This window comes from Aneurinibacillus tyrosinisolvens (assembly GCF_001015055.1).
Classification (GTDB): domain Bacteria; phylum Bacillota; class Bacilli; order Aneurinibacillales; family Aneurinibacillaceae; genus Aneurinibacillus_A; species Aneurinibacillus_A tyrosinisolvens.
Genome location: NZ_BBWZ01000008.1, coordinates 1 through 16,351, shown reverse-complemented (window position 1 = coordinate 16,351; position 16,351 = coordinate 1). Strand labels below are relative to the sequence as shown.

Sequence of the window (16,351 nt, the reverse complement as noted above, 5' to 3'; positions counted from 1 at the left end):
AAAGGGTAAATACATAGCGTGGTTAATCCGCTACGGATACGAAAGGGAGGAATGAATCGAATGGATAAAAAAATAGTTGGTGTTTTTCATACTCATGAAGAAGCAGTTCGTGCTATTCAATCGTTAAAGGATCAAGGTTATCGTTCGGAAGACATCTCTGTGATTGCAAAAGATAAAGATGAAGTGCGTGATATTGAGGATGCAACAGATACAAAAATGGAAGAAGGGCTTGCCACGGGGGCAACGACCGGTGGTGTACTTGGAGGGCTAACAGGGCTGCTCGTTGGAATTGGCGCGCTCGCCATCCCCGGAATTGGACCCATTATTGCAGCAGGACCGATCACAGCTACGCTTGGAGGTGCGGCAATCGGAGCCGGAGCAGGTGGACTTGTTGGTGCACTTGTAGGTATGGGGATTCCTGAGGAGCATGCGAGAGAATACGAGGAATATATCAACAGAGGCGAGATTCTCGTTCTCGTAGACGCGGATGCATCGCGGGGGACGGGCGTATATGATACATTCCGCACAAATAACACGCTTAATTCTCATATGTATGCTGGATATACGGGCGACCAGATCATCGCCAGTCGTGACATTGACAAAAATCTGTAGTCTTCATAAAAAGACAAAAAGAGGCTGACTCAAAAGGTCGTTGAAAATCGACTTTTTCGAGTCAGCCTCTTTTCTGTATTGTTACTCCTCCAGGTAGTTTTGTGCTTCCACACCATCTTTTACATCCACAAATAAATGCTCGGCTTCCTCTAATTGCTTTACCTTAAAGAAGTGAATTGCAAAAAATCATGAACCTGAGTTAAACTATGGACTCACGTAAGTAATTCTCTTAACTCTCTTGTCATTTGCTCGACTAACTCAGGTCTTCCATGAAACTGAGCCGGGGTATTCTGAAAAAGTTGAATACGCCAATTCCCTTCGCTATTTACGACAACGAGCGTGTGATGTGTGTTGACTTTAGGGTTGATATCTGATTGTCCCGGAGGCACCATACCTGCTATTGCCCGTAAAATGGCTGCATCAGAACCCAGAAAACGTACACCTTTAACTTTGCTTACATATGGAGCAGTAGGATGGTCTTCAAAGATAGGTTTGAGGTGCGCAAATATCTCCTCACGTCCAATCGACTGGCTCCCGTCAAAACCAATACTCTCGCCATCCTCTGTGAACAGATCAGCCATTGCACGGGCATCTCGGTTGTTCCATGCCTCCAGTAGTTGTTGATATAGTGCCTGGATTTCATTTATGGTAAGATACATTTTCTTCCCCTTTTCGTTACTATTTCTAATAGCATTCCCCCGCACCATGTCTTTATTTCTTACCTATCCATACGGGTTCTAACTCCAAATAACGAATATATGAATCCAGATCAATATCTTTGTTTACAAAAAAGATTCGGCCCCCGGATGAATTGCCCACCTTTTTCAAATGTGTAATTCGCTTATATCCGATTTGAGGACTCGCCACATACCCTGTGATATAATCCGGATCATCCGACCAGCACAGTTCAGCTAAAGTAAATGGGGAATGTGAAACTTTGGAAGCTAGAGCGATGGCTTCTGCAATTCGGGAAGAGCAAAAGTGATGATGCTCTTCGGCCCATTTAGAATAGGAATCATGATCCCAATCCATCCGGGATACTCGAACTCCTCTTATGCCACGATCATCTACCCTTTCTCCAGTTTCTCCATGAATCAAGATCGCCCCCCGATAATTTGCTGCTGCTTGGAGGAGAGCTAAGCCTTTTCCAATCGCGGGATCAGATACCCCTATTTGCTTTAAAATTTGCCCCGCTTTTTCCCTTCCTTCCGCCTCATCCTGCACCGATTCGGTAGAGAGTGCAAGAGGAGGGATTTTTAGGATGGAGGAGGGCAGCTTTTCTATGGAAATATTTACGAAATCAGACTCACCCCGGCTATGTGAAAAAGCACGTTGAATCAACTCCGCTGCATACGTTTCTAGCTGTTCACGACGTGCCAGGCGTTCAGCACCAGAAATATGTCGACCCCCTGTCTCATGGGCACCACCCTCGGCCGCCCTCATTCGAATGCTATACCATGCTTCTTCCATTATTTATCACCCCCATTTCCTTTCCTACTATCCCAAACGACTCGATTAATTCTTTAATATCTTCGTCCGTGTGGGTGGACATCACCGTAATGCGAATACGAGAAGATCCAGCTGGAACCGTGGGGGGACGAATGGCAGGAGCAAATATCCCATTCGTTTCCAGTTTCTTAGAAAAAGCAACAGCAGTTTCTGCTTCTCCTATGAGTACAGCAAGAATGGGAGTTTCGCCGTCCAGGACCCGGAAACCCATTCTGCTCAATTCTTGCCGCACGTACAAACTAGAATGATGTAATCTCTTCCTTCGTTCCGGTTCATTTTCAACAATATTCAGGGCTTCGAGGGCACTTGCCATTACACCGGGAGATAGGGCAGTAGAAAAAATAAACGGTCTTGCGCGATTCAGCAAAAAGTCAATCAACTCTTTCTTCCCGGCAATATACCCACCTTCTGCTCCCAGTGCTTTGGACAACGTTCCTAATTGAACAGAAATCTTATCTTTTAACCCGAAGTGATCGGCTGTTCCCCTGCCGCTGCTGCCTAACACCCCTGTGGCATGGGCATCATCCACCATAACAAAGGCTTTATATCTTTCCGTTAGAGACACAATATCCGGCAGCGGGGCTATGTTTCCATCCATTGAAAACACACCATCTGTCACAATGAGCCGCCGGCGAAAATGAGATGATGCTTTCAATTTCTCCTCCAAATCCAGTATATCGGAATGACGATAAATAACCGTTTGTGCCCGCGAAAGGCGGCAGCCATCGATAATGCTTGCATGATTTAAAGCATCCGAGAAGATCACATCACCTTCACCGACTAACGAAGTCAAGGCTGCGATGTTTGCCATATACCCCGTATTGAAAACAATAGCCGATTCGGTGCCTTTAAAATGGGCGAGACGCTCTTCGAGTTGCTCATGCAATATCGTGTTCCCCGTAGTCAAACGTGATCCCGAAGATCCTGTGCCATACTTTTCGATTGCCTGGCAAGCGGCCCGGATTAGTCTAGGGTCATTTGCCAATCCAAGATAATTATTAGAAGCAAACATCAGCATCTCACGGCCTTCCATAATAACCCGATGGGAAGCCGCGCTCTCTATGCGTCGCAATTGTCGATATAATCCCTTTTTCGTTAACTCGTTTAGCGCTTCTTGTAGATAGGATCTATTTTTCTCTGCAGGTTCCTCATATGTATAGGATGAGCCACTCACTTCCAACACCTCCGATAAATTGTTAACTCAAAAAAATGCTAGGTTGACAATAACTACGCTATCACATCCAAAAGCTTCTGACAATATTAGTGGAAGTATACCAAAGCGAACGAAATTCATCCACTGAATCAAGAGTGGTTCGTTTGAAAAAGGAAACCGCAGAACGCAGAACGATGAAAAAAAACTGCCAAATGGCAGTTTTTTTAGTAAACGGTTTTAAACGTACAGGTTGCAATCGGAAGATTCACACCGTTTAATATGGTTTTGGCGGTTACAATATAAGTTCCGATTGGTTTTTTTGCAGTGGTGTAGACAGAAATAAAGTTTCCACTTGCGTCCGTTTTTCCTGTCATGGTTGTGACAGATCCGCTCGGTGATTTAATCGTCATGGCCACGTTTGCGCCGCTCACAACTTTTCCTTCGTTTGTTTTTACGGTTACCGTCACTTTTGCCCTATTACCGCTGTAGTAAGCAGCATAGGTTGTTTTTGCTGTTACTATATAGGTGATGGGCTTTGTTGCGATTTTTTTAGTAACAGGCGGGCTTGCCCCCTGAGCGTTGCTCGCCGTGATGGTATACGTATAGAGCGTGTTTGCTTTTACATTTACGTCTTTAAAACTTATGGCAGATCCTTGATAAAGAACAACGCCGCTTCTTATCACCTTATAACTGGTTGCATACTTTGAAGGTGCCCATGAAAGAGAAACGGAATTCGTCGTGCTTGTTGCCGTAACTCCAGTTGGGGTTGTGGGAATTGGCGTTTTGGTTGCGACAACAATGGATGCCGCATTGCTTGTTCCGGAAACATTTTGCGCAGCGATTTCATAGGTATAACTTGTGCTGCCTGTAAGATTTAAATCCGTAAAAGTTGTGTTCGGACCGGTGTAAATCACGCTGCCCTTTCGTTTGACCACATAGTTTTCAGCTTTCGCTACTGCCGGCCATGAAAGGGTAACAGCGTTTGAACTGCTTGATCCTTTGATGTTTGTCGGAACAGCTGGGATGGCAATTTTTGTTTTGATTGTGGTCTCACTATGCGGGCTTTCTCCAGAACTATTTTTAGCTACAACTTGGTAGGTGTACGCTGTATCATCCGTTAATGCGTTGTCTGTAAAGGATGTTGATGATCCTGAATAAATCACGTCTCCATTTTTTATTACGTCATAACTGCTAGCATAAGTGGATGGATTCCAGGAAAGTGAAACATTGTTGGTTGTACTTGTTGCAGTTAGGTTTTCTATATTGTCTGGAATCGGTGGCTTTGTCGCAATGGTTGTCGTTGTACCACTGCTCACACCAGAAACGTTTTTTGCAACAAGAGAATAAGTATAACTTGTATTCGGTGATAGATTTGAATCAACAAATGTAGTGGCAGATCCTGTATAAACAACAGCATCATTTCTTGCTATCACATAATTATCTGCATCGGTTACTAGATTCCATGTTAAAGATATAGTATTTGACGTGCTTATCCCGGTAAAGTTCGCGGGTACCGCCGGCGGAGCGACTTTGGTTGTAACGGTTAAATTTTCACTTGTCGTCTTTCCATATACATTTTTTGAGATGACGTTATATGTATAGGTTGTTTTTGGTGATACGGTGTTGTCGGTAAAGCTTGTATTTGTTCCGCTATAGACAGAAACACCGTCTCTTGTGACAAGATAGCTATCCGTTGCACTTGTCGCATTCCAAGAAAGTGTAACATTATTATAGCTGACATTTGACGAAGCAAGACCAGTTGCAGCACCAGGAGGGATATAGCCGCGAAGCTGTTCGAGCGATGCGGGACCCTCATCTAAATCAACGGTACCTGTTACTCCGTTCACACTACCTTTATCTGTGTACTGCCAAACTGTCCACACTGTCCAGCCGCCCTTTGGTGGTAGAGTTGGTGATGTGCTAGATTGGTAGTCTGCAACCCATAGTGGAAGATCGGATAGTTTCCCGTTAAAACCTCCATACAGATCGATAAACCACGAACCTGTATAAAGAAGGACCTGGCGATTTGTTTGCTGTTTTACGGTGTCGACAAACGTTCTTGCCCATGCCGCTAAATCATCACCTGTTAACGTTCCAACAGTGCTAGGTTCTTCAAGGTCCAGAACTGGCATCACATCACCAAAATCCGTTAACCCGCTGTTTTTCATTGTGTTGACAAAAAATGTCGCCTGGTTTTTCGCCTCGGTCAGGTTCAAAGGCGCGGTTGGTTTTGCATAATGATAGGCTCCGATCGGCATGCCGGCGTCTCGTGCATTTTTTACATTAGTAGCAAACGTTGGATCTGTGAAGGTTGTGCTTTGCGTTGCTTTTACATAAACAAATTGGACACCGCTCGCTTTTATTTTCGCAAAATCAACGTTCCCCTGCCAATGAGAAAGATCAACACCTTTCAAATTATCCGCTGCATAAATATTCGTGATGAATAAACTAAGGGTGGCTAGTATTAGTATGAATGATAATACTAGATTTTTAAATCTATGAAACGTCTTCAGGCTCTCTCTTCCCTTCCCTTCACGCTTTTGGCATGAAACATGTTTTTCCTACGTAATCATACTACAAAAAGAGAGAGAACCTGTTGTCTTTTAAAGGTGTAAATGATGGAAAATAATTTTCAACCAAACGATATAATAATAGAGAAAATATACTAGCAAAAAATGTGGAAATCCAAACATTTACAGTTGATTTGTCTACGTTTAAAATAAAGCGAATTAAACAACGGAGGAGGAAAACGAATATTGCCTTTAACAAATTTTCATTTATATCAATTTCCTGCTTATTTATGGTAACCCCCGTTATAGCTATAGATCTTTTTCCTTAACTATGTTTGGTACCTATTACAAAAGACAATACGTATTACTTTCTCGTTAATGTGTCAATAATAGGGCATCCATAAATATCTTTATTTTCAGGGCACTCTTCTTTTAGATTCAAGAGTATCTGTTCAATTCTTTTAAGCTCTTCAATTTTATGTTGTATGTTCTCTAACTTTTGGACAATGAAATCGTACATATCCTTGCATCTCACTTCATCTTTGTCAAAAAGAGTTAGCAATTTTTCAATTTCATTTAATGCACACCCTAATTCCTGCATACGTTTAATCAAATTTATCCGGTCAATCATTTGTTCCGAATACATCCGGTATCCCGAATCGGTACGAGAAGGTTTCGGGATTAAACCTATCCGTTCATAATATCGAATGGTTTCTTTGTTAACGCTACACTTTTCAGCCAGTTCTCCAATACGAAATTCCACTTTTTTCACCTCACATACATTATATTCATATTTTATATATATAACCTGTTATTATCTAAATCTAATATGGCTACAGCAAAATTTACTACCCCAAGACTTTTAGAATGACCCCACTATTTTTACATAATTGAGATGAAAAAAAAGCAGTATTCGGCTGAATGTGACCAAATACTGGTTTTCTTTTTAGAAATTGATATTATGGAAAACGTTTATTATACTTTGAATGATATGAGGCACTAAATAATTTCATCCCATTGTGGTAGGGTTTTGGATGTAATTTAGCTTTTCTGATTTATATTGGCAATACTGGCCTCTTTTATTATTTCTGTAAACTGGTGCATTTTTGCACTTCTAATTGCCAATTTGTCTGCCTCGTCTGGAAATTTCTTCAAAGATCCCTGCGCCAGCCAAGCCAGTTCCCGGGCTTCGTTTTGGATGCCCGTATGTATATCAAGCAACGTATCAACATACATTTCTTCTCGCAACCATTCGATTAACTTCTTTTCAGCTTCCGTTAACCTGACTTCATTTATTTTAGCCATATGATAGCATCCCTTTTATTTCATCCTATTTTAGCAATAAAAAAGCTACTGTCATGATGTTGTCAGCAGCATTAAATCCAATTTGCTATCTTGTTTATAATTAATGCCTAATATGCTATATTAAATAACATCTTTTGACTATTGATTACTTCTTCGTTATGGCCCCGTTCTACATAATGATACCGACCACAGTGATCCTGTTGGCGTGCCTTTACATTATCGTTTAATATTATATCTAGAATTCTTTTCACATACTGCTTTAAATAGGGAGCACAAATCGGAAAGAGAATTTCCACACGATTTTCCATGTTACGAGTCATCAAATCAGCAGAGGAAAGATATGTTTGTTCCTTTCCATCATGATAAAAATAATAAATCCTCTTATGTTCAAGAAATCTGCCAACAATACTACGGACCCGGATCGTTTCGCTTACCCCTTTAATTCCAGGGCGAAGGCAGCAAATTCCTCTTACGATTAAATCAATTTCCACTCCTGCCTGGGATGCCTCGTATAGTTTCATAATAAGGGACTTATCGGTAATGGAATTCATTTGTGCAATAATTCTTCCGTTTCCTGACTTTTTATGAGAGTCGATTTCTCGGTCGATTAATTGAATTAAATCTTCTCGAATATCAAACGGCGAGGTTGATATATGATGGAAGGCTGGCTTTTCAAGGTAGCCGCTTAAATAATTGAAAAAGTCGGTTGCATCAACACCAAATTCCGGATTGGAAGTTAATAAGCCCATATCAGTATAGATTTTAGCTGTCATATCATTGTAATTACCTGTCCCCAGGTGAACAAATCTCTCTATTTTTCCTTCTTTCTGCCGAACCACCAGCGTGATTTTACTGTGTGTTTTTAAATTATTTACTCCATAAATGACATGGCAGCCCGCTCTTTCCAATTTTCTGGCCCATTGAACATTATTCTCTTCATCGAAACGAGCCTTCAATTCAACAAGAACGGTTACTTGTTTTCCGTTTTCCGCTGCTCTTTTTAATGCTTCAATTATCTGCGAATCCCCACTAACCCGATACAGCGTCTGTTTAATGGCGAGAACATAAGGGTCTTCAGCTGCTTGAACAATAAAATCGATAACGGGGGCAAAGGAGTCATAAGGATGGTGCAAAAGTATATCTTTTTTTGAGAGAACCTCAAAAATAGTATGATTTTCCATTAAAGCTTCCGGTATTCGAGGAATGTACGATTCATAAATAAGATGTTCCCTCTCATCGGCTAATTTGCCGTAAAACTTGAACAGAAAAGTTAAATCAAGCGGGCCATTTACAATGTATACGTCATTTTTATGAATTTCGAGGACATTCAGTAAATAACGGAGTATATCCTTATCCATATTTTGCGTTATTTCTAACCGGATAGCTTCCCCCCACTTTTGCTTTTTCAATTCATTTTCGATTTCCTTTAATAAATCCCTTGCTCCCTCTTCATGGATAATCAAATCAGCATTACGTGTAATGCGGAATTCTGAAATGGATCGCACAACATATCCTTTAAATAATTTATGGATAAAGTGGCTAATTACTTCTTCAAGCAAAATAAAACAATCATTTTGTTCCCCGTTTGGTAATTTGATAAATCGGTCAAGAACAGCAGGAACTTGTACGATAGCAAGTTTGTTTCCTTCTTCTCCATTTCTTCCTATTGATACTGCAAGATTAATACTTTTATTTAACATCATATAAAACGGATGATAAGCATCAATGGCCATCGGAGTAAGTACAGGATAAATATTTTCATCAAATAGCCGTTCTAAATAATGGTGCTGGGCTTCTGTTATATCTAGTATGTTAACAAGACGAATCTTTTCTTCCAGAAGTTCTGGTAAAAGTTTTTGACGATAAGTATCATATTGCATTCTAACAAGACGATGATTTTCTTGGGAAATTCGAGCCAACTGCTGTTTGGGGGTTAATCCTGCTTTATTTTCCGGTTTATTGAATCCAGCCTTAGCCTGGCCTTTTAACCCGGCTACCCTCACCATAAAAAAATTCATCTAAATTAGAACTAAAAATAGCCAGGAACTTTAATCGCTCAAGCAAGGGATTTTGCTGGTCTATCGCTTCCTGAAGAACTCGTTCATTAAAGGCTAGCCAGCTTAATTCCCTATTGTTATAAAAATCCGGATTACTTAAATCAACGATTTCATTTGTTTTTTCTTTCATTCTAGCATCTCCTCTTTATAACGATGAGCTAGAGGACCCTCGCTTACCTTTTCTGCTTCTTCCCGTAAACCCTTTATTTTCATTATAGTTCCTTCTTGCTTTCCTTTCAGGCTTCTTCGAAGGGCGAGGTTCTTCTGCAGTAAGCTGAATAGCTGCATCTGTCTGTTCCTTTGTCAGCAGCTTCAAGGCAACTGAAACTAAGGCAACTGAATCGTACTGATCGAGTAATTCGCTTGCTGTTTGCTTAAACTGTGAATGGTGACCCTCTTCAACTAATTGAATGATCCTTTCTGACGCTACCTGTTGTTTTGACTCCATGGCTTGTGCAACGGTCGGAACCGATTTGCGATGTATTTTGCTTTTTGAAGCTTTTTCGATGGTCCGAAGCTGACCGATTTCCCTCGGCGTAACAAAGGTGGCAGCTACCCCTGTCTTACCCGCTCGACCTGTTCTGCCGATGCGGTGAACATAGCTGTCTGGATCTTGAGGGATATCAAAATTGTAGACATGCGTCACCCCTGAAACATCAATCCCTCTGGCAGCAACGTCTGTCGCAACTAAAATTTCGATGCTTCCCTCACGAAATTTCTTCATCACAACATCCCGCTGATTCTGATTCAGATCCCCATGTAAGCCATCGGCCATGTATCCTCTCTTATTTAATGCGTCATTTAATTCATCTACCCGCCTTTTTGTTCGTCCAAATACGATCGTCAATTCTGGGTTTTCAACGTCCAACAAACGGGAAAGAACATCAAACTTTTGACGCTCGCTTACCTCATAATAAACTTGCTCCACTGTTGGAGACGTGACTTCCTTCGCTTGAATTTTAATGATTTCTGGATGGTTCATGAATTTTTCTGCAAGACTCTGAATAGGTCGCGGCATGGTCGCAGAAAACAATAAGGTTTGTTTTTCTTTCGGTGTCTCTTTGAGGATTCGCTCAATATCCTCTAGGAATCCCATATCCAACATTTCATCTGCTTCATCCAGTACAGCTATTGAAATATGATGCAACCTCAGCGTTTTCCGTTTGATATGGTCCAGTAGTCTGCCTGGTGTTCCCGTGATGATTTGCGGACGGTTTTTTAACGCTTTAATTTGACGTTCAATGGACTGTCCCCCATAAATAGGGAGGGAACGGATCCCCGTATATTTCGCCAAGCGGTTTATCTCTTCTGAAACCTGAATGGCTAATTCTCTGGTAGGTGCGATGACAATGGCTTGAACCGATTCATTATCGGTGTCAATTTTTTGTAAAATCGGTATACCAAAGGCTGCTGTTTTACCCGTACCTGTCTGTGCTTGTCCAATAATATCTTTCCCTGTCAAGGCAATCGGGATCGCTTTCTCCTGGATGGGAGACGCTTCTTCAAAACCCATGGCCGTAATCGCTCTTTGTATGGGTTCGCTTATACCTAGTTCATGAAATGTTGTCATACTCAAAAACACCTTCTCTTTGTTTATATTTTATAATAATCCAAACTACTTGGTACTATGCATACATTTGACGTTGAAGTAGAGGCTCCAAAAATGAAATCATCTTATTTTATTTAGCAAAAAAGGCTGCTAACATGATGTTGTCAGCAGCCTTTTTTGCTATTCTTTTATAACTTAACAACGTTGGCAGCTTGAGCGCCACGGTTTCCTTGCGTAATATCAAAGCTTACTCGTTGTCCTTCTTCAAGAGATTTGAAGCCATCTCCCGTAATGGCAGAGAAATGTACAAATACATCGTCCCCACCTTCAAATTCAATAAAGCCAAATCCTTTGTCTGCGTTAAACCATTTTACTGTACCTGTGTTCATGAAGAACCTCCAAAAGTTTAGTTAATATGCTGCTGATATTTGCCGTAGAAAATAAAAATTCACATATTATCACGGGTCACATACACACTGAAAATATAACCCCTGATAACATGTGAATTATAAATATCAATACATGATTAAGTCTTAAATGTAGTATAGCACATTCATTTCCAAATAACAACAATTAAATTGAATAAAACTAGAAGGGCTGCTTTGGTTGCCATCCAAAGAGGTTCAAGAACTAATAGGTATGTATTTTCAAGGATAGTGCTATACTAATAGAAACCATTTTACTTGTAATATGCTTACCCCTACTGTTTTTTTGAGTAGGGGTCTTTACTTTACCACAAGTGAAGCAGTAAACAGACCCTGAAAGTAGGGTCTGTTTACTGTTTCGTTACTCATACTTTACGTACATTTGCCGCTTGCGGTCCACGTTGACCATTTTCGACGTCAAATTCAACTTCTTGCCCTTCGTCTAATGATTTAAATCCTTCACCTTGAATCGCTGAAAAGTGCACAAATACATCCTCTCCACCTTCACGCTCAATGAATCCAAAGCCCTTTTCACCGTTAAACCATTTTACTTTACCGCGTTCCATTTTTATCGCCTCCTAGCATGTAAAAACACACAAATTTATACTTAATCTTTCTTAATTTATTTTACCCAGGTTAATATTTTTTAACACTTGATGGGTGAATAATTCTCAGAAACGCACATCTCTTCTATCATCTGCACGATAGGAATCAAACCATTCATAATAAGTTACCCTTAGTATTTCTTGATTTTCTAAAAAGGCCACTTTGTTAAATCCTCTAGCTCAACGGTAATGTAAGATGTACGACTGTCCCTTCCCCTAACTTACTATGGAACGAAATATCTCCATTATGATTTTGAATGATCTTTTTACAGATAGTAATCCCCAGCCCTGTCCCTTTTTCCTTCAAACTATAAAACGGCTCTCCCAGTTTGTTAATTCTATCTTTAGGAATACGTGTTATAACCCATTTGAAATGGTGAGACCGAATCATTTGAGGAAGCACGACTCCCATGATAGCGTCTAGCGCGAGAATAAGAATAGGTATAGAATAACTGCCTAATTGATTAAGCAAAAAGAATCGCGCCACAGACGCGACAATCCATGCAGGAATAGCGGAAGCCCATCCCCCATAGAAAGCAGCTAATAAAATAGGAAGGTGTCTAAGATCAACTAACCCATTCTCAACTTGATAACGAAAAAACATGAGAACCATACTTACGCATCCATAACTAAAACCAAGAATTAACCTCCACTTTAGTGGAGAATGTTTGAAAACGGGTTCCTTACAAATATAATAATGAATAATAAATGCCATCGACAAAAACAGGGCAACATTGACGATCAAATAACTTGCCATGCGTTATACTCCTCTTAGTATCACTGAGATTTCAGAATAGCAAAAAGTTACGAACCTTTATTATCACTATCTGCTCAGTTATAAAAAGAAAAATTATATATAAGATTGCGATTTATTGTATTATATCATGAATTATATTAAACTTAAGGATTATTCGAATGAAGAAAAAGCCCATATAAATGGTTAATCCCCCATATAATACTCCGACGTTATTAAAGTATATTGGCTTAAAACGTATCCACTCAGAAAGTGGCATCTACCTATTCATACTTGTGTTATAACTCCTGTCCTATATGAGATTTTTCATCTGCCTTTATAGATTTTTCCTGTATTATATTTCCAGTTGAATGGAAAACGTTTACTACAATATGATAGTTACAAAATATTCCTTGTAGTCAGGAGGATTAAGCAATTGGAAGAGTTCATTAAAGAATTAATCGCCATCAATGACATTGAGGTATTGGTATTATTAAAGGAAGAAATTAAATCCAAGATATTTCAACCAGTATATTGGACAGAACGTATTGGGTTATATTACGAGGTGCAACTGATTAACGAACGAATAGAGGAGTTAAAACAATCATCCCAATTTAAATTTAGTTATAAATAAATTCTTTTACGCCCCTTAAAATATTCAGAATTTTAAAACCGGTACATAATTGTAAGTCAGGGGAAAATATATGTTTTTTATCCTTCGGGATTTGGTTGCTTGGGTCTCGGTATGCTTGGGTCGAAAATATGCGTGAACAAAGGATTTGGATGCCACTTGCTATAAATGAGTTTTGCTGTAATTTACTATGTGAGGATTTTAGTGGTTTCATGAATAAACAAGGATTGAGTGCGAAGATAGTTCATAAAAATCTAGGCTATGATGTTGAAGAGTGAGTACAAATACAGTTGTATTTAAGTTATCTCCTTTATATTAAAGAGGCTACCTATGCTCCCAATAAATTCCTGAATAGGAAAGAAAAGAGGCATGCTAGATAAAACCTAGCAGCCTCTTTTATGGTCCAGCACCTCTTTGGTTTATATCAGTGGGTAGAGATGTTCTTCCCCCTGTATCCGGCATGGTCGTGACAAATAAGGACCGTCTCTATGCGTATGCGTACTGTTTTTTACCCGCTAAGCCAAGCGTCTGCGCTGTTGAAGTATGAATTTCATGGATAAGATCTGGGTTTTCCAATAGTGACACGCCATAAGAAGGAATCATTTCTTTTATTTTCGGTTCCCAAGCTTTTATATGTTGCGGGAAGCATTTTTTTATTAACTCAAGCATGACAAAAACGGCGGTAGAAGCACCCGGAGAAGCGCCGAGCAATGCAGCTATCGAGCCATCAGCGGCACTAATAACTTCCGTACCAAATTGAAGCGTTCCTTTGCCGCGGGCAGTATCTTTGATAACTTGCACACGTTGGCCCGCTACCACTATATCCCAATCCTCGCTTTTGGCGTTCGGGATAAACTCGCGTAACTCTTCCATGCGTTTTTCTTTCGATAACATAACTTCCTGGATCAGGTATTTTGTCAATGGAACGTTTTTTGCGCCTGCTGCCAACATAGTTAAGACATTATTCGGTTTTACGGAACCTAACAAATCAAACATTGAACCGGTTTTTAAAAACTTTGGTGAGAAGCCGGCAAACGGTCCAAAGAGCAACGATTTTTTATTGTCGATAAATCTTGTGTCAAGATGCGGAACAGACATTGGAGGAGCACCAACCTTAGCTTTACCGTATACTTTTGCATGATGCTGCGCTACAACATCCGGATTATTACACACCATAAATAGTCCGCTTACCGGGAATCCTCCAATATGTTTTCCTTCAGGAATATTGGATTTTTGCAGTAAAGGCAGGCTTCCTCCGCCACCGCCGATAAAGACGAATTTTGCAGTATGGCGTTCGACGGTACCGCTATCGACATTACGCACTTTCAATTCCCACGAGCCGTCGCTAGTACGTTTAATATCATCAACATTATGTTTGAATTTTATATCGACGTTTTTATTCTTTAAGTGGTCAAACAACATGCGTGTTAAAGCGCCAAAATTGACATCAGTTCCAGAGTCGATTTTTGTTGCCGCTATAGGTTCATTCGATTTACGGTCTTTCATAATAAGCGGAATCCATTCCATCAGTTTTCGAGGGTCATCGGAAAATTCCATCCCTTGGAACAGGGGATTGTTTAACAGCGCTTCAAAACGTTTTTTTAAAAACGTTACATTTTCTTCCCCTTCTACTAAACTCAAATGAGGCAATGGCATGATAAAGTCCTGCGGATTACGTATCAGATTGCTGTTTACAAGATAAGACCAAAACTGTCTTGAAAGCTGAAACTGTTCATTAATTTTTACAGCTTTGCTAATATCTATGGATCCGTCCGGTTTTTCGACGGTGTAGTTAAGTTCGCACAGTGCTGAATGCCCCGTTCCCGCATTATTCCATTCGTTAGAACTTTCCTCTCCTGCGTTTGCGAGCTTCTCAAGCACTGTAATTTTCCAGTCCGGTACTAATTCTTTCAGTAGTGTTCCCAAAGTCGCACTCATGATTCCGGCACCAATTAAGATAACGTCTGTTGTAGTTTGTCTGTTACTCATTTTTACCGTCCTTCTACCCTAAGATTTGCAGAAAGGATGTAGGCGCCACAGCAAGCCAGGCGCGACCTAGTCACACACCCTTTCTGGATCAATTATAACTCTATAATAGTTTATCACTATTATTTACAGATTAAAAATATTTTTTACAATTATATAATAGAGGGTATTGCAAAACGCATACTCTCTGAATAATGGGCAATAAAAAAGCCACCTGTTGTATTTGATAATTTAATATTGAGCCATTTTTCAATAGTTTGATCACATAAAAAATGAGCCGTTTAATTTCCAATTCTATCTCTCTTTCCTATGATAGAAAATGACTAAACTTACATCAGAGGGGGTTGGTTGGAGTACCGTTACTTATTAGTCCCTTTAATATGCTTGGATTCCAAACTTTAAAAGTTTTCTTGGTAAAACATCATCTAGATTTTGTATATCTGTATCATTCAATTCAATTAGGTTAAATCCATACTTATTGTATATTTGAATCTTTTTGTCTTTTCTATTAGCATACTTCTCGTCATTTTCTAGTCCCCAATATTCTATATATACTTTGCCAACCGGAAGATAAAAGTCACAATATACATCTTCTTCTACAGGCAATTTACGTTCATAAGCATGAACTATCTCAGACATATAAAGCCAGTTATCTATAAGCATTTCAGCTTTTGAGCGTACATAGTGCCCATCTGCTGTTCTCAATTTTGCTTCAAACTTTTCCCTAAAACCAACCTCTCCTACTGTTTCTTCTATTTTCTCTTCCTGGTTTTCGCCCTGTACTTCTTTAAATGTTTCCAGTAATCTTTTATTTTCTAAAATATTTTGAGGCCAACATACAAAAGGGATTCCAGTTTTTTCATGCTCAAACTGTTTTCCACCCACTGATTGCCCAAGTTTAGTCAAAATCCATCCTTTTCTTTCTCTTTCAATCCACCCTAATTCAGAAAGAATAGGATTTAGTCGAAACTTGGAAATATTGAATTTCTGGGCTAGATAAGTTGCATTTAGTAATTTAGTTTCTTCTTCCTTCTTATTAAACAGAGACTCATTTTTAATTTCCTCTGGCCACGCAATCCAGGAGCCTATTTTGGTATCAGTTTTTGTAATTCCTCCCTTATCTATTCCTTTTTGAGTTAATACCCATGTATCATCCTTACGTTCAATCCATCCATTCTCTTGAAGTAAATTAAATAAGTCCTTTCCTGCCATCTTTATCTCTTTTGATAAAGCAGTTGTTGAAAGAAATTTCGTTTTTATAGACACGACTTTCTCC

At 39.7% G+C, this 16,351-nt stretch carries 13 protein-coding genes and 3 pseudogenes; 2 read left to right on the top strand and 14 right to left on the bottom strand.

Annotation, left to right across the window (positions count from 1 at the left end):
* Positions 1 to 60: 60 nt before the first annotated feature.
* Positions 61 to 612, top strand: coding sequence for a general stress protein (locus tag MBEAL2_RS09500; RefSeq protein WP_047152077.1), 552 nt, complete (start codon positions 61 to 63; stop codon positions 610 to 612).
* A 212-nt stretch (positions 613 to 824) separates the two neighbouring features.
* Here MBEAL2_RS09500 and MBEAL2_RS09495 read toward each other — a convergent pair whose 3' ends face one another.
* The 12 genes and pseudogenes from MBEAL2_RS09495 to MBEAL2_RS32795 form a co-directional block, all read right to left on the bottom strand.
* Positions 825 to 1,271: an SgcJ/EcaC family oxidoreductase gene (locus tag MBEAL2_RS09495; RefSeq protein WP_047152207.1), complete on the bottom strand. Its 447-nt coding sequence runs from the start codon at positions 1,269 to 1,271 to the stop codon at positions 825 to 827.
* A gap of 52 nt (positions 1,272 to 1,323) precedes the next feature.
* Complete coding sequence (locus MBEAL2_RS09490; RefSeq protein WP_082129863.1) at positions 1,324 to 2,082, bottom strand: 6-carboxyhexanoate--CoA ligase; 759 nt, start codon at positions 2,080 to 2,082, stop codon at positions 1,324 to 1,326.
* Positions 2,063 to 3,295, bottom strand: coding sequence for an 8-amino-7-oxononanoate synthase (gene bioF / locus MBEAL2_RS09485; protein ID WP_047152075.1), 1,233 nt, complete (start codon positions 3,293 to 3,295; stop codon positions 2,063 to 2,065). Before bioF ends, MBEAL2_RS09490 begins: the two co-directional genes overlap by 20 nt.
* Before the next feature lie 203 nt (positions 3,296 to 3,498).
* On the bottom strand, positions 3,499 to 5,688 hold the full coding sequence (locus tag MBEAL2_RS29130; protein WP_052947619.1) for a GH25 family lysozyme: 2,190 nt from the start codon (positions 5,686 to 5,688) through the stop codon (positions 3,499 to 3,501).
* A gap of 460 nt (positions 5,689 to 6,148) precedes the next feature.
* Entirely contained in the window at positions 6,149 to 6,547 is a 399-nt protein-coding gene (gene merR, locus MBEAL2_RS09475) for a mercury resistance transcriptional regulator MerR (protein WP_047152074.1), read from the bottom strand.
* Between the two features lie 278 nt (positions 6,548 to 6,825).
* Positions 6,826 to 7,089 carry a hypothetical protein gene (locus MBEAL2_RS09470; protein WP_047152073.1) on the bottom strand — a complete coding sequence of 88 codons (264 nt, stop codon included), beginning with the start codon at positions 7,087 to 7,089 and terminating at the stop codon, positions 6,826 to 6,828.
* 107 nt (positions 7,090 to 7,196) lie between these two features.
* Positions 7,197 to 9,276, bottom strand: a pseudogene (locus tag MBEAL2_RS09465) (RNA degradosome polyphosphate kinase).
* Between the two features lie 15 nt (positions 9,277 to 9,291).
* Positions 9,292 to 10,716, bottom strand: a complete 1,425-nt coding sequence (gene cshA, locus MBEAL2_RS09460) for a degradosome RNA helicase CshA (RefSeq protein ID WP_047152072.1) — start codon at positions 10,714 to 10,716, stop codon at positions 9,292 to 9,294.
* A gap of 167 nt (positions 10,717 to 10,883) precedes the next feature.
* Positions 10,884 to 11,084 carry a cold-shock protein gene (locus MBEAL2_RS09455; protein ID WP_047152071.1) on the bottom strand — a complete coding sequence of 67 codons (201 nt, stop codon included), beginning with the start codon at positions 11,082 to 11,084 and terminating at the stop codon, positions 10,884 to 10,886.
* Positions 11,085 to 11,485: 401 nt separating this feature from the next.
* The gene (locus MBEAL2_RS09450; protein WP_047152070.1) at positions 11,486 to 11,686 is read right to left on the bottom strand and encodes a cold-shock protein; all 201 of its coding nucleotides are present in this window, start codon (positions 11,684 to 11,686) and stop codon (positions 11,486 to 11,488) included.
* A gap of 214 nt (positions 11,687 to 11,900) precedes the next feature.
* Positions 11,901 to 12,077: pseudogene (locus MBEAL2_RS31720) on the bottom strand (ATP-binding protein); the annotation flags it as partial.
* Between the two features lie 24 nt (positions 12,078 to 12,101).
* Positions 12,102 to 12,440: pseudogene (locus tag MBEAL2_RS32795) on the bottom strand (LytS/YhcK type 5TM receptor domain-containing protein); the annotation flags it as partial.
* Between the two features lie 454 nt (positions 12,441 to 12,894).
* Here MBEAL2_RS32795 and MBEAL2_RS09440 point away from each other — a divergent pair.
* Complete coding sequence (locus MBEAL2_RS09440) at positions 12,895 to 13,092, top strand: hypothetical protein (RefSeq protein ID WP_047152068.1); 198 nt, start codon at positions 12,895 to 12,897, stop codon at positions 13,090 to 13,092.
* Positions 13,093 to 13,575: 483 nt separating this feature from the next.
* Here the strand turns inward: MBEAL2_RS09440 and MBEAL2_RS09435 are convergent, their stop codons facing one another.
* Positions 13,576 to 15,078, bottom strand: coding sequence for a malate:quinone oxidoreductase (locus MBEAL2_RS09435; RefSeq protein ID WP_047152067.1), 1,503 nt, complete (start codon positions 15,076 to 15,078; stop codon positions 13,576 to 13,578).
* A gap of 372 nt (positions 15,079 to 15,450) precedes the next feature.
* The coding region (locus tag MBEAL2_RS09430) for a phage antirepressor KilAC domain-containing protein (RefSeq protein ID WP_369405488.1) at positions 15,451 to 16,351 on the bottom strand (901 nt) is incomplete at its 5' end.

Excerpts from the sequence above, each read along its gene's own strand:
- MBEAL2_RS09495 (WP_047152207.1), bottom strand. The coding sequence starts at position 1,271 with ATGTATCTTACCATAAATGAAATCCAGGCACTATATCAACAACTACTG.
- MBEAL2_RS09500 (WP_047152077.1), top strand. The coding sequence starts at position 61 with ATGGATAAAAAAATAGTTGGTGTTTTTCATACTCATGAAGAAGCAGTT.
- MBEAL2_RS09450 (WP_047152070.1), bottom strand. The coding sequence starts at position 11,686 with ATGGAACGCGGTAAAGTAAAATGGTTTAACGGTGAAAAGGGCTTTGGA.
- MBEAL2_RS09490 (WP_082129863.1), bottom strand. The coding sequence starts at position 2,082 with ATGGAAGAAGCATGGTATAGCATTCGAATGAGGGCGGCCGAGGGTGGT.
- MBEAL2_RS09470 (WP_047152073.1), bottom strand. The coding sequence starts at position 7,089 with ATGGCTAAAATAAATGAAGTCAGGTTAACGGAAGCTGAAAAGAAGTTA.
- MBEAL2_RS09435 (WP_047152067.1), bottom strand. The coding sequence starts at position 15,078 with ATGAGTAACAGACAAACTACAACAGACGTTATCTTAATTGGTGCCGGA.
- MBEAL2_RS09455 (WP_047152071.1), bottom strand. The coding sequence starts at position 11,084 with ATGAACACAGGTACAGTAAAATGGTTTAACGCAGACAAAGGATTTGGC.
- cshA (WP_047152072.1), bottom strand. The coding sequence starts at position 10,716 with ATGACAACATTTCATGAACTAGGTATAAGCGAACCCATACAAAGAGCG.